This window comes from Couchioplanes azureus, from assembly GCF_014648355.1.
Taxonomy (GTDB): Bacteria; Actinomycetota; Actinomycetes; order Mycobacteriales; family Micromonosporaceae; genus Actinoplanes; species Actinoplanes azureus.
In genome coordinates this window covers 762,571-776,601 of the sequence record NZ_BMQY01000002.1, presented here as the reverse complement: position 1 = coordinate 776,601, position 14,031 = coordinate 762,571, and the positions used below count along the sequence as shown (strand labels likewise).

Annotated in this window: 9 protein-coding genes and 1 riboswitch; of the genes, 3 read left to right on the top strand and 6 right to left on the bottom strand. The window is 72.2% G+C overall.

From position 1 onward, the window contains the following. Positions 1 to 100: 100 nt before the first annotated feature. The 3 genes from IEY99_RS10565 to IEY99_RS10555 are packed head-to-tail and all read right to left on the bottom strand — an operon-like array spanning position 101 to position 4,914. Complete coding sequence (locus tag IEY99_RS10565) at positions 101 to 2,554, bottom strand: transglutaminase TgpA family protein (protein WP_189201853.1); 2,454 nt, start codon at positions 2,552 to 2,554, stop codon at positions 101 to 103. A 16-nt stretch (positions 2,555 to 2,570) separates the two neighbouring features. Then, positions 2,571 to 3,863: a DUF58 domain-containing protein gene (locus tag IEY99_RS10560; RefSeq protein ID WP_189201851.1), complete on the bottom strand. Its 1,293-nt coding sequence runs from the start codon at positions 3,861 to 3,863 to the stop codon at positions 2,571 to 2,573. 1 nt (position 3,864) lies between these two features. Further along, positions 3,865 to 4,914 carry an AAA family ATPase gene (locus IEY99_RS10555; RefSeq protein WP_189201849.1) on the bottom strand — a complete coding sequence of 350 codons (1,050 nt, stop codon included), beginning with the start codon at positions 4,912 to 4,914 and terminating at the stop codon, positions 3,865 to 3,867. A gap of 395 nt (positions 4,915 to 5,309) precedes the next feature. Here IEY99_RS10555 and leuS point away from each other — a divergent pair, with 395 nt between their 5' ends. After that, the gene (gene leuS, locus IEY99_RS10550; protein WP_189201847.1) at positions 5,310 to 8,129 is read left to right on the top strand and encodes a leucine--tRNA ligase; all 2,820 of its coding nucleotides are present in this window, start codon (positions 5,310 to 5,312) and stop codon (positions 8,127 to 8,129) included. Between the two features lie 63 nt (positions 8,130 to 8,192). Here the strand turns inward: leuS and IEY99_RS10545 are convergent, their stop codons facing one another. The 3 genes from IEY99_RS10545 to IEY99_RS10535 all read right to left on the bottom strand — a co-directional run bounded on the left by IEY99_RS10545 (position 8,193) and on the right by IEY99_RS10535 (position 10,955). Further along, positions 8,193 to 8,924, bottom strand: coding sequence for a TVP38/TMEM64 family protein (locus IEY99_RS10545; protein ID WP_189201845.1), 732 nt, complete (start codon positions 8,922 to 8,924; stop codon positions 8,193 to 8,195). A 63-nt stretch (positions 8,925 to 8,987) separates the two neighbouring features. Further along, a complete protein-coding gene (locus IEY99_RS10540) occupies positions 8,988 to 9,701 on the bottom strand; it encodes a type 1 glutamine amidotransferase (RefSeq protein ID WP_189201820.1) in 714 nt (237 codons plus the stop codon). Between the two features lie 33 nt (positions 9,702 to 9,734). Further along, entirely contained in the window at positions 9,735 to 10,955 is a 1,221-nt protein-coding gene (locus IEY99_RS10535; protein ID WP_189202209.1) for a Mur ligase family protein, read from the bottom strand. Between the two features lie 505 nt (positions 10,956 to 11,460). Further along, positions 11,461 to 11,583, top strand: a riboswitch (cyclic di-AMP (ydaO/yuaA leader). A gap of 6 nt (positions 11,584 to 11,589) precedes the next feature. On the opposite strand from IEY99_RS10535, the gene IEY99_RS10530 reads away from it, so the two are divergent. Both IEY99_RS10530 and mraZ read left to right on the top strand, forming a co-directional pair. Then, complete coding sequence (locus IEY99_RS10530; protein ID WP_229798442.1) at positions 11,590 to 12,402, top strand: C40 family peptidase; 813 nt, start codon at positions 11,590 to 11,592, stop codon at positions 12,400 to 12,402. Positions 12,403 to 13,521: 1,119 nt separating this feature from the next. Continuing rightward, the gene (mraZ, locus tag IEY99_RS10525; protein WP_189201818.1) at positions 13,522 to 13,953 is read left to right on the top strand and encodes a division/cell wall cluster transcriptional repressor MraZ; all 432 of its coding nucleotides are present in this window, start codon (positions 13,522 to 13,524) and stop codon (positions 13,951 to 13,953) included. Positions 13,954 to 14,031: the final 78 nt, after the last annotated feature.

The following is a 14,031-nucleotide window of genomic DNA, read 5'->3' as shown; positions in this document are numbered from 1 at the left end:
AACGACGCGGCCCGCCGCCCCAGGTCATGGGGCGGCGGGCCGTGGCTGTCCGGTCCGACCACCACCCGGCGGCCTGACTACCGCCCGGCGGCGACCGTCGTCAGCGGGCGCGTCCCGCGAGCAGCCGGCGGGGACTGAAGCGGACCAGCAGGTCGCGCATCCGGCTGAACGAGCTCAGCCAGCGGGTCGACTGCTCGGCCAGGCCCATGCGCCAGCGGAGCATCACCGACGGCGGCAGGAGCACCGCCCGCAGCCTGACCGGACGAGACGCCGTGCCGGCCAGTCCCTTGCGCACCTGCGCCAGCGCCGCCGTGAGGCCCTCGCCCTGCAGCGGGCGGCGGGCGTACCGGGCGCGTTCCTCGGCCTGGCCCAGCAGGACCGCCCCATCGGCCGGCGCGCCGGTCAGCTCCGCCTCGCGGATCAGCCGCTGGGCGGTGTGCCGGGGCGTCTCGGTCGGGTCCACCGGCACGCGGTAGTCGACCATCGTGTCGACGAGCTCGTCCCAGGCGGCGTGGGCGTCCTCGCGGGCGCGTACCGACTCGGTCGTGACGGTGACGTCGCGGGTGCCCGGTGGGGTCTCCGCCGCGGCCGCCGCCGTCGTGGCCGGGGCCGTCGCCGCATGCCGGCGCCTGCGGACCAGCACCCGGCGCAACGCCGGCACCAGCAGCAACGCCACGACCAGGGCGGCGAGGCCGGTGATCAGCAGGCCGGTGGAGGAGCCGCCCGACGGGGTCTCGGCGTCGGCGGCACCGAGGGTGTTCTCGTCGGGGTCCCGGTCGGGGCGGTTCGCGCCGCCCGGGCCGGGGGAGCCTGCGGCGCCCGGGACGCTCGACGCCGTCGGCGAGGCCGAGGGGACGTCGACCCGGTCGATGTCGGGTGCCCAGCCCGTGCGGCTGGAGCCCACGATCGACGCCGCCGGGGTGGCGTCGAACGGGATCCAGCCGAAGCCGTCGAGGTAGACCTCGGTCCAGGCGTGCGCGTTGCGGTTGGTGATCACGTACCCGTCGCCGTCGCGGGTGCCGCGGGTGAAGCCGAACGCCACCCGGGCCGGGATGCCGGCCACGCGGGCCATCCAGGTGAGCGCCGTCGCGTACTGCTGGCAGTAGCCGGTCTTGTTGTCCAGGAAGGCGGAGATCGCCGAGGCGCCGTCCTCGGCTTCGGCCGTGTTCCGGCTGTACGTGAAGCCGTTGTCCCGGGAGAAGTGCCGGTACAGCGCCAGGAACTTGTCGTACTCGGTGTCCTTGCCCTTGACCAGGCGCGCCACCAGGGCCTTGACCTTGGGGTCGTCCGGCACGGCGGTGAACTGCTGGCGGACCGGGTTGTCCTGCGACAGCGGCCCGGCCTCCCGCAGCAGGTCGGGGGTGTACTGGGCACGGACGTAGTCGAACGAGTACTTCTGGCCCTTGGTGGTGCTGCGACCGGAGAAGACCGCCTGGGCGGACGGGTCGTACGACCAGGCGCCGTCGAGACCGTCGATCTTGATGGTGGAGGAGTAGATCGGCGCGAGGTTCTGCGCGTACTTGTTGGTGATCTCGACCTCGGCGCGGTACTGCCGGAACTCCCCGAGCACGGTGCTGTCCCGCGGGTCGGCCAGGCCGCGCGGCAGCGGGCGCCCGGCCGGCGTCCGGTTGGCGATGCCCTCGGCGGTGAGCACGTCCCCGGTGGCGATGCGCAGGTAGAACGGGTCCGGTTCGTTGGTCCTGACCCTCATGAAGTCGACCGTCTCGCTCTGGTTGAGATAGCCGGTGAGCGAGGCGAACAGGTTGATGCGCCCGCTGCCGCCGCCCGTGCCGCCGCCGCCCGCGCCCGCGCCGACCTGGGTGAGCCGGTTCAGCAGGCCGGTGTCGAGGCCGGGCACGATCAGCGGGAGCAGCACGGCGGCGGCGACGCCGAGCACGGCGAGCCGGCGGCCGGCCGCGGCCAGCGGGGACGGCTCCCAGACGTCCACGTCGCGGCCGTCGCCGGTGAAGCGGCGGCCGAAGCGGCGGACCCGGTCGACGTTGTCGGCGACCAGCAGCCAGAGGAAGCCGATCGCGCCCACGGCGAACGGGACGACCGGGACGCTGTCCACGTACACCGCGACCGGCACCGAGTAGATGGCCAGCATCGGCAGGCCGGCCAGCGCGGGGCGGCGGGCCACCACGGTGAGCAGGTCGACGACGATGGCCACGGCGCCGATCCCCAGCGTGGCGAGGAAGAGCAGGCCGTCGCGGTCGGGGACCGGTACGCCGTACGACCGGGTGTCGACGCCGGCCTGCTGGAAGAGCTCGCCGAAGTGCTGGAAGGTCGGCGGCGTCGGGATCACCGACAGCAGCTCGTCGCCGCTGGGGAACATCCAGGACAGGGTGAGCAGCAGGGTCAGCGCCATGCCCGCCATCTGGGCCCAGGTGGGCAGGCGCATGCTGCGGGTCAGCACCGCCGCGCCGGCGACCAGGCCGACCGCGAGGACGCACTGCAGCAGCCAGGTCCAGGTCTCGAAGATCGCCGACAGGGGCGCCGCGGAGAGCAGGGTCGCCCCCGCGGCCACCAGTCCGAGTCGTCGTCGCCCGGTCACAGCAGAACTCCGTTCATCACATGCCCGCCACGGTCTCGGCCATCGCGGCCCGGTAGGCGAAGCCCTGCGATCCGCGCCCGACCGCCGGCCACAGCGTCGCGAGCGAGTCGCCGTGCTTCACCGGCACCGAGCGCCAGCCGCTGCGGATCAGGGCCAGCGACGTCGCCGCGTGCTGCCGGTCCGCCTCCTGCCGGTCGGTGGGCGTCAGGGAAACCCAGGTGGAGCTGTCCACGGCGAACCCGATGCAGGTGGCGCCGTTGCCGCGCAGCCCGGAGAGGATCTCGGCCTCGGCGACGGTCAGCGCGCCGAACAAGCCGATGACCAGTCCGCCGTCGGAGCGGCGCCGGACCAGGTCGACCAGGACCGAGATGTCGCCGGTCTGGGTCAGCTTGACGTCCGCGAGGGTGTCCAGCAGGGCGCCCTCGCCGCCGGCCTCCAGCGCGTCGAGGTCGATGCCCGTACCCGTGACCAGGCGGAGCTTGTATCCGGACCGGCGCAGGTGGACCGCGATGCTGGCGGCCGCCGACACCGCCCACTCGAAGCTGGCGGTCGGGCCGTCGCCGCGGTGGGCGTAGAGCCGGGTGTCGAGGACGACGGTGGCCCGCGACTCCCAGGGCTGTTCCTCGCGGCGCACCATCAGCTCGCCGGTGCGGGCGGTGGAGCGCCAGTGGACCCGGCGTAGGTCGTCGCCGCGGCGGTACTCGCGGGTGGCCGCGTCGTCCTCGCCGTGCACGGCGGCCGAGCGGGCGCGGCTGTCGCCGGTGCCCGCGTACTCGCCCGCCAGACGCACCGCCGGCAGCGGCGTCACCTCGGGGATGACCGTGAGCCGGTCGACGCTGGGGAAGGAGCGGGTCAGCTCGCACAGGCCGAAGGGGTCGGTCAGCCGGATCACCAGCGGGCCCACCGGGTAGCGGCCGCGGATGTCGGCGCGCACCGTGTACGCCACCGAGCTGGCCATCTGCGCGCCCAGGCGTTCCAGCACCACCCGCGGCCGGCTGCCCAGCGCGTACGGCAGCCGGTCCTCCATCAGCAGCGTCCCGGTGGGCAGCCGGGACAGGTTCTGCAGGCGCAGCACGACCCGCGCGCTGGAGCCGACCGGCGCCCGGGCCGGCTCCAGGGACCGGGTGCAGGCCAGTTTGTACCGGCTGCGCCCGACGTACGCCGCGGCCAGCAGCGGCAGCGCCGCCAGCAGGATCGCGACGCGCAGCAGGTCCTTCTCCCCGAGGATCACCGCGGAGAGCGCCGCGGCGCCGGCCGCGGCGAGGAACGAGCGGCCGCGGGTGGTCATGCCCCGCAAGGCCTCCCGCATGTCAGAGCCCCCGCGACTCGTACTGCGTGCCTCCACCGCCCGCGGCGCGGGTGTCGTACGGCGAGCGGCCGCGGTCGTGCGGCAGCGGCAGCCGGTGCACGATCTCGGCCACGATCGCGTCGGTGGTGCGGCGGTTGAGCTGCGCGTCGGCGGTCGGGATGATCCGGTGGGCGAGCACCGGCACGGCCAGCGCCTGCAGGTCGTCGGGGAGCACGTAGTCGCGTCCCTCGAGCGCGGCGACCGCCTTGGCGGTGCGCAGGAGCTGCAGCGTGGACCGCGGCGACGCGCCGAGGCGGATCTCCGGCGCCTCGCGGGTGGCCGTGACCAGCGCGATCGCGTACTGCTGGACGGCCTCGGCCGCGTGCACGTCGCGCGCGGTGGCGATCAGGCGGCGCACCAGCGCGGCGTCCGCGACGGCCCGCAGGTCGGTGAACGGGTCGTGGGCGCCGTGACCGTTGAGCATGGCCATCTCCGCGCGGGGGTCCGGGTAGCCCATCGCGATCCGGGCGGTGAACCGGTCACGCTGCGCCTCGGGCAGCGGGTACGTGCCCTCCATCTCGATCGGGTTCTGGGTCGCGATGACCATGAACGGCGACTGCAGCTCGTACGTGGTCCCGTCGACCGTGACCTGCCGCTCCTCCATGCACTCGAGCAGGGCGGACTGGGTCTTCGGGGAGGCCCGGTTGATCTCGTCGCCGACCACCAGGTTGGCGAAGACCGCGCCCGGCTTGAACTCGAAGTCGCGCGTCTCCTGGTTGTAGACGCTGACGCCGGTCACGTCGCTGGGCAGCAGGTCCGGGGTGAACTGGATACGGCGCACCGAGCAGTCGATCGAGCGGGCCAGCGCCTTGGCGAGTGTGGTCTTGCCGACGCCGGGTACATCCTCGATCAGCAGGTGGCCCTCGGCCAGCATCACGGCGAGCGCGAGCCGTACGGTCGCGCTCTTGCCCTCGATGACCTGCTCGATGTTGGCGATGATCGCTTCGCTGGCGGCGCGGAAGTCGTCAGCCGACAGCGGACCGCCGGGCTCGTCCCAGGTGGGGGTTGTCACGGGCCTCCTCCATGTCGTTCAAGCCCCTTCCCGGTGCCGCGCACCGGTCAGGGGCCGAAGGTTCGCGGGCGGCCGGGGTGTCCGTGGGCCTCCGGCGCCGCCGCCCGTTCCCCACAGGTTATCCCGGTCACACGAACTCGCCGAGTGGGGCGTTGAGGCCTAATTCGGCATGGGGTCAACCAGATACACATATCGGATGGGTTACGAATCGCTGGGGGCGATACCGGTCGTCGGCGCCGAACCGGGGCGGGTATCATCCCCCTATGGCCCGTGCCTTCCTGCTTCTTAGCTAGCCGTGCTGCTCGTCCGGCGGACGAGTCCCAGCGCGGCGCCCCCTCCTGCGTAGGGGGCTTTTTTGTGTCCACAGGCAGGCCGACGAGAACGAGATGGTGACGATGAGCGAGTCCGAGACCGGCGCGGACGTCCCGCCGTACCGCTACACGGCCGCGATGGCGGCGCAGATCGAGCCGCGCTGGCAGGCGTACTGGGCCGAGAACGGCACCTTCTTCGCGCCGAACCCCACCGGTGAGCTGGCCGACCCGGGCCACCCCCGGGCCGGGGCGCCGAAGCTGCACGTGCAGGACATGTTCCCGTACCCGTCGGGCGCCGGCCTGCACGTCGGGCACCCGCTGGGCTACATCGGCACCGACTCCTACACCCGCTACAAGCGCATGGCGGGCTTCAACGTGCTGCACCCGATGGGCTTCGACGCGTTCGGGCTGCCGGCCGAGCAGTACGCGGTGCAGACCGGCACCCACCCGCGCACCACGACCGAGGCGAACGTCGAGCGCTACCGCGGCCAGCTGCGGCGCCTGGGGCTGGCGTACGACGAGCGGCGCACCTTCTCCACCACCGACCCGGACTACTACCGCTGGACCCAGTGGATCTTCCTGCAGGTCTACAACTCCTGGTTCGACCCGGAGCTGCGCAAGGCGCGCCCGATCGACGAGCTGGTGAAGGAGTTCGAGGCGGGCACGCGCGCCGTGCCGGACGGGCGGGACTGGTCCGGGCTGACGCCGGTCGAGCGGCGCAAGGTGATCGACGGCTTCCGGCTGGCGTACGTCAGCGAGGCGCCGGTGAACTGGTGCCCGGGGCTGGGCACCGTGCTGGCCAACGAGGAGGTCACCCCGGAGGGCCGCAGCGAGCGCGGCAACTACCCGGTCTTCCAGCGCTCGCTGAAGCAGTGGATGATGCGGATCACCGCGTACGGTGACCGCCTGGTCGACGACCTGGACGCGCTGGACTGGCCCGAGCCGGTCAAGCTGATGCAGCGCAACTGGATCGGCCGCTCGCGCGGCGCGCACGTCGACTTCCGCACCGCGGGCGACGCGAAGATCACCGTCTTCACCACGCGCCCCGACACGCTGTTCGGCGCCACCTACATGGTGCTGGCGCCGGAGCACGAGCTGGTCTCCACCCTGGTGCCCGCGGCCTGGCCGGAGGGAACGAGGGACGCCTGGACCGGCGGCCACGCGACGCCGGCCGAGGCCGTCGCGGCCTACCGTGCCGCCGCCGCGGCCAAGACCGAGGAGGAGCGCACCGCCGACGCCAAGGTCAAGACCGGCGTCTTCACCGGCGCGTACGCGACCAACCCGGTCAACGACGAGCGCATCCCGGTGTTCATCGCCGACTACGTGCTGGCCGGCTACGGCACCGGCGCGATCATGGCGGTGCCCGGCCAGGACGAGCGAGACTGGGCGTTCGCCGAGGTGTTCGAGCTGCCGATCATCCGTACGGTCGAGGCGCCGGAGGGGTTCGAGGGCGCCTTCACCGGCGAGGGACCGGCGATCAACAGCGACTGGCTGAACGGCATGGGAGTCGCCGAGGCCAAGGCCGCGATGATCGCCTGGCTGGAGGAGCACGGCAAGGGCACCGGCGCGACCACCTACCGGCTGCGCGACTGGCTGTTCAGCCGGCAGCGCTACTGGGGCGAGCCGTTCCCGATCGTCTACGACGAGACCGGCCTGCCGGTCGCCCTGCCGGAGTCGATGCTGCCCGTCGAGCTGCCCGAGGTCGACGACTTCTCGCCGCGCACCTTCGACCCGGACGACGCCGACACCGAGCCGGAGACGCCGCTGTCGCGCAAGAAGGACTGGGTGCAGGTCGAGCTGGATCTGGGTGACGGCCCGAAGACCTACACCCGCGAGACCAACACCATGCCGCAGTGGGCCGGTTCCTGCTGGTACGAGCTGCGCTACCTGGACCCGCGCAACGACCAGGCGCTGGTCGACAAGGCCAACGAGGCCTACTGGATGGGCCCGCAGGGTCCGGGCGACCCCGGCGGCGTCGACCTGTACGTCGGCGGCGTCGAGCACGCGGTCCTGCACCTGCTGTACGCCCGCTTCTGGCACAAGGTCCTGTTCGACCTGGGCCACGTCTCGTCCTTCGAGCCGTTCCGCAGGCTGTTCAACCAGGGCTACATCCAGGCGTACGCCTTCCAGGACGAGCGGGGCTTCTACGTGCCCGCCGAGGAGGTCGTGGAGCGCGACGGCAAGTACTTCCACGGCGAGAAGGAGGTGACCCGGTCGTACGGCAAGATGGGCAAGTCGCTGAAGAACGTGGTCACTCCCGACCAGATGTGCGACGAGTACGGCGCCGACACCTTCCGGGTCTACGAGATGGCCATGGGCCCGCTGGACGTCTCGCGCCCCTGGGAGACCCGTGCGGTCGTGGGGTCACAGCGGTTCCTGCAGCGCGTGTGGCGCCTGATCGTGGACGAGGACACCGGTGCGGTACGGGTCACCGACACCCCGCTGGACCCGAAGGTGCGCCGGACGCTGCACCAGACCATCGCCGGGGTCCGCGAGGACATGGACGAGCTGCGCTTCAACACGGCGATCGCCAAGCTGATCCAGCTGACCAACACGCTGACGCCGCTGGAGACCACGTCGCGCGAGGCGGTGGAGCCGCTGGTGCTGATGATGTCGCCGTTCGCGCCGCACCTGGCCGAGGAGCTGTGGCGCAAGCTGGGCCACGACGGCACGGTGGCGTACGCGGACTTCCCGGTCGCCGACCCGGCCCAGCTGGTCGCCGAGTCGGTGACCTATCCGGTGCAGGTCAACGGCAAGGTCCGCGGGCGGGTCGAGGTCGCGCCGGACACGGCCGAGGACTCCGTACGGCAGGCGGCGCTGGCCGCCGTAGCCGAGGCGCTGGCAGGTCGTGAGCCCCGCAAGGTCATCGTGGTTCCCGGCCGGCTGGTGAGCGTCGTCGTCTGAGCCGCGGACAGAGAGAGGGCCCGTCGCGCAGGAGCGCGGCGGGCCCTTCTCGTCGTGTGTCTGTCAGGCCGGGACGGCGGCCGCGTCGCGGCGGGCGGTGTAGCGCCAGCGGAGCACGATCCCGGTGGTCAGGGCGAAGCCGATGAGGGCCGGGGTCAGGGTCAGCGGGCTCATCGAGTGCGGCGAGGTCACCGCGGCACCGATCACGGCGTAGGAGACCGCGGACGGCACGGCGGCCAGCGTGGTGCCGAGCAGGTAGCGCTTGCGGCAGACGGACGTGGTGCCGTAGGCGTAGCCGATCAGCCCATAGGGCGCGAGCGGGAGGAAACGCACCAGCAGCACCGCGGCGAGACCGCGGCGGTTGAGCCAGCCGTCGAGCCGGGCCATCCGGCCGCCGGCCTTCGCCCCGAGCGCCCCCCGGCCCGCCCAGCGGCCGGCGTAGTAGGTGGCGATCGCCGCGATCACCGCGGCGGCCAGCGCGGTGGCCGCGCCCGTCGCGGGGCCGAGCAGCGCGCCGCAGGCCAGGGTGATCGCCGTCCGCGGCACCAGCACCGACAGCAGCAGCCCGCCGACCACCGCGATGGCGACCGCGGCGGCCGGGCCGAGGGCGAGCACGGAGTCCGCGATCTCCTTCAGCGGCAGCACGGCGGCCGCGACGCCGAGCGCGGCGACGACGGCGCCGAGGAGACCGAACCGGACGAGGCGGTGCCGCCACCCGATCGGGGCCTGCTGGCTGGCCTGAGGGTCCGCGGCGGGGGAGTGCGCGCCTGGCGGGGCGATCAGGGTGTCAGTCATGCAGGCGTACCGCCCCTACTTCTCGTCGGTCCAGTAGAACTGCTGGTCAGGCGTGGAATCGGGTCACACGGCGCCCGCTGCGGCGAGCCGCTCGCCCCGGAGCCGGTCGGCCCAGGTGTCGTCGAGCGGTTGAAGACTATCCGCGCCGATCGCCCAACGCAGTAGCAGATCGGCTATCGCTGGGTTGCGAGCGAGCGCCGGGCCGTGCGCGTACGTGCCGAGGATCTTGCCGTGCCAGGCGCCCTCGGTCTGCCCGTCGTTGCCGATGCCGGCGGTGACCCGGGCCAGCGGCGCGACGCCGGGGCCGAGGTGGGTGCGCCCGCCGTGGTTCTCGAAGCCGGTCAGCGGCGGCAGGCCCAGGCGTGGGTCGATGTCGCCGCGCACCTCGCCGACCGCCCGGGTCTCGCCCCGGTCGGAGCGGATGTCCAGCAGGTCGAGCCCGGCGCAGATGGCGCCCTTGGCGGAGAACGACGACCCGAAGAGCTGGTAGCCGGCGCAGACGGCCAGCACGGCGGCGCCCTGGGCCACCGCGCGGTGCAGGCCGCCGTCGGCGATGAGCCGCTGGGCGGCCAGCGCCTGCGGCCCGTCCTCGCCGCCGCCGATCAGGTAGATGTCGGCGGACGTGGGCATCGGCTGGTCCGAGCGGACCTGGTAGGTCTCGACCGGGATCCCGCGCAGCTGGGCACGGCGGGCCAGGATCAGCATGTTGCCCCGGTCGCCGTAGGTGGACAGCAGGTCCGGGTAGATCCAGACGATGCGCAGACTGCTCTCGTTCATGCTCTTGGCCTCGGTTCTCCGCCGCGGGAAGGCTCAGTTGACACGGTCCAGCTCCGCTCGGATGTCTTGGAACGCCGTGTAGTTGGCGATCACTTCGAGGCGGCCCGGCGGAGTGGCCCGGAGTGCCTCGTCGAAGGAAGTAACGTGCCGGAAGGCCACATCGTTCACTTCCAGCCGGACCGCGAGGTCGTACGCGCGGTCGCCGGTGATCAGGACGGGCCGTCCGCGCAGCGGCGAGAAATCCACGTCGTAGAGCCACGACGTGTCGAAGCCGTCGGGGTCGCGCGCGTTGATGGACAGCAGTGTGGGTGCGACCTCCGCCATGTCGAAGGCCTCGAGCCAGCTGGCCGGGTTCTTCGCCAGCAGCAGCCGGATGGTGCGCCCGTCGCGTTCCACCTGGGCGTAGCGGCCGGCCACCGAGGCCACGCTCGCGAGCCGGGGGACCGCCTCGACGGGGCGTACGCCGAACTCCGCGGCCACGGCCAGCGCGGTGGCCGCGTTGCCGAGGTTGACCTGGCCCGGCAGCTGCAGCTTGACCAGGTGCCAGTCGCCCCGGGGGTCGAGCACGCCGTCCTCTTCGACCGTCCACTGTGCCTGCGGGCGGCGCAGTGGGCAGCCGGTGCACCACCAGTCTCCCTGGGCACGCTGGATGGACCCGCCGCACTCGGGGCAGACCCACGAGTCGTCCGTCCACCGCTGGCCCGCCGAGAACCAGGTGACGTGCCCGGTGCCGACGGCGGCCCAGACCACCATCGGGTCGTCGGCGTTGGCGACCACGTGCACGTCCGGGTGGCCGGCGAGGGCGGTGCGCCACATCTGCGCCATCATCGCCACCTCCTTGGCCCGGTCGAGCTGGTCGCGGGAGAGGTTGAGCAGGGCGACCACGCGCGGCGCGGTCTCGTCGATCACGCGCGCGAGGTAGTGCTCGTCGACCTCGAGCACGGCGAAGGGGGTCGCACCGGCCTTCGCCAGCGCGGAGGTGTGCCCGGTCGGCATGTTGGCGCCGAACGAGTTGGTGGCGACCGGCCCCAGGACGCCGAGCGCCGCGGCGGCGAAACGGGTCGTGGTGGTCTTGCCGTTGGTGCCCGAGACGAGCGCGATCGCCCGCCCGGCGGCGAGGTTCCGCAGCAGATCAGGGTCGATCTTGAGGCCGATCCAGCCCCCGATCACCGAGCCGTCGCCGCGTCCCGCGGCCCGCGAGAGCGCCGCCGCCGTGCGCGACACGGAGGTCGCCACCTTGGCCCGTAGGGGCATCTTCCCGTCCGTCACGGCGACGAGGGTACCGGAAACGGACACTACGTCGAGTGGCGGCGAGTGCGACACCGCCCGGCCGACCGCGGGTGGGCCGAACGGTCGATCGGCGCCCCGTCCTCCGGGGTGCCGTTTGGGCCGGTGGGAAGGTTTGCGGTGGCATTCGCCCGACATTGCGCCGTTCCATGCTCAACCGGGTCATCGATTTTTATGTGTTCTGATTCACCCGTAACTTTCGACAGTCCGTAGTTGACTGAACACAGAAAGTGGCGGCATATGTCACAGACTGGTTGCGAACCGGACACTGTCCACTGTGCCAAATACGAAGAGTGACGGACGGCGGGCATGCGGTGGATCAGAAAATCCGGTAGGCAGGGTGGGCCGGTGAGCGACCGCCCACCGCTCGCACCGCACGGATCACGCCGAGCCCTGCCCCGGTCCGCGCGGTACGACCACGGAGCAAGCGAACAACCACAAAGGCATACGGGGGCAGGGACGGGGGACCCATATCCGGTCCGCACCCGGGTCGTCAGGCCCGGCGGACCTCGGGGTGAAGTCGCCGACCGGCGACCGGGCACACCTTCCCGCCCGAACCCGACAGCTAACCTCGCAGGCGTGCCGGAGGGAATCTTCTACCGTGCACGAACGCAGTTCGAGCCGGGGCCGCCGCATGTCCGCCGGCACCGGAACCGTCGCACTGTCCCTGGGTCTCTGCCTCTGCGCCGGTCAGCTCATCGCGACGCCGGCCGCCTCCGCCGCAACGACCCCCGTGGTCACCGCGGTCGCGGCGACGAAGCCGGTCAAGCCCCGCGTGTCCGCCTCGTACGACAGGCGGACGGTCAGCTGGGGTTCCAAGGTCAGGGTGACCACCAAGCTGATCGACCCCAGGTCCGGCAAGAAGCTGACCAAGGGCTGGGTGCGCCTTCAGTCCAAGGTCGGCGGCAAGTGGAAGACCTGGGACCGGCGCCGCAACACCACCGGGACGGTCACGTTCCTCACCAAGCCCGGCGGCACGATGGTGTTCCGCACCTCGTACGAGGGCCAGGCCGGGGTGGCTCCCGGCGCCACCGGAGGCGTCAAGATCACCGTCAAGTTCGGTGGGGCGAAGATCCTCGCCGAGGCCAAGAAGCACCGGGGTGCCCGGTACAGCTTCGGCGCCTCCGGCCCCAACCGCTTCGACTGCTCGGGCTACACGAAGTACGTCTACAAGAAGGCCGTCGGCAAGAAGCTGCCGCACAGTGCCAACTCGCAGCAGCGGTACGGCAAGGCCGTCAGCAAGAGCAACAAGCAGGTGGGCGATCTGCTCATCTTCCGCAACGGCTCGCACGGCTACCACGCCGGCATCTACGCCGGCGGCGGCTACATGTACGACTCGCCGCGGCCGGGCATGACGGTGGGCAAGCACAAGATCTGGAGCAACAACTACGTCGTGCGGCGCATCGCCGCCTGACGCGGATGCGATAAGAGCGGTACGACAACTCAGTGGGGCGTGACCCGGTTCGGGTCACGCCCCACTGTCGTCGTGCGAACGAGCACGGCTCACCTCGCAAGCGCGTGCTCGTCGAGGCCACACCGCGCTGCCCGGCGGCGGTCCGGACCGCCGCCGGGCAGCGCGGTCGACACCGCATCACGCATGCGCGTGGCGCACATTGCGCGGCATGGCGGGGTCCAGGCCGCATTGCGCATGCGCGTGGCGCACATTGCGTGGCATGGCGGGGTCCAGGCCGCATTGCGCACGCGCGTGGCGCACATTGCCCTGCACGGCGAGCTCCCCACCGCGTTGCGCATTCGGGGGACCCTCAGCGCGCTGCCAGCCGGAGCCCACGGGGCATCGGGTAAGCGCGCGGCTCACATCACCCGGCAGGCGTCTGCCCCCTCCGCGAGGCTGGATGGCGCATCAGCGCGGCGCGCTTGCTTGGCGCTGTGCTGCCGGTGGTGGCGTCGTCCACGTCGCCGTTTCCTCGGGAGCCGCTCCGGGCGCGGCGGTTGCTCGGCGCTGCGGCGCTCGCGGGGCTGGGGTTGCCGGCGCCGTGGTGGCGCGGAGGCTGGGGTCGTCGCGTCGCCCGCCGGTGCGGCGGGAGGGGGTCGTCGCGTCGCCCGCCGGTGCGGCGGGAGGGGGTCGTCGCGTCGCCCGCCGGTGCGGCGGGAGGGGGTCGTCGCGTCGCCCGCCGATGCGGTGGGAGCGGGCCGCGGTGCCGCCGGCCTTGCGAGCGCGGGCGCGCGTTTTCCTCCACTTCGCTCCCCATGATCCCTCCACTTCCCTCCCCGAGGGCGTTCCGCACACGCGGAACGCCCTTTTTCGGTGGAGTTTCGTGCCCGACTGGGCGGCTTGTCGGAAAGTGGACCATGATCGGAGCGGTCCGCCCCTCCACCCCGGCCCCACCGCTTCTGACGTGCGGATTCATCCGCGAATCCGGTTCGCAGACGGGCCGATTCCGGTTGCGGGTGGAGGGAAGTGGAGTAGAGTGGAGCGCAGTGGCAGGGCCGGAGCGGACCTGCCGGCCCGAGTGAACCGGTCGACCGCGCTGAGGCATTCACGGCGGCGCCACAGGGCAGGGGGGTTTGGCCGATGTTCCTCGGCACGCACACCCCTCGCCTGGACGACAAGGGCCGGCTGATCCTTCCGGCGAAGTTCCGGGACGAGCTGGCGGGAGGTGTCGTGATCACCAAGGGGCAGGAGCGCTGCCTGTACGTGTTCCCGATGCCGGAGTTCCAGCGGATCGCGGGGCAGCTGCGGGACCAGCCGGTCACCAACAAGGCCGCCCGGGCCTACAGCCGGGTGTTCTTCGCCAGCGCGCACGACGAGATCCCTGACAAGCAGGGCCGGGTCACCATCCCGGCGCACCTGCGGGAATACGCGGCTCTCGATCGTGAGCTCGTGGTGATCGGGGCGAGCACACGGGTGGAGATCTGGGACAGACAGTCCTGGGAGCAGTACCTCTCGGCGAGCGAGGACGACTTCGCCGACATCGAGGAGGGGGTGCTGCCCGGCGGACTCTAGGCGTCGTTACCTGTCGGCCGCCGAGGTGGTCCGGACGTCGCTGCCGCCGTACTGCGAGATCTCCAGCCGCTCCCGCTC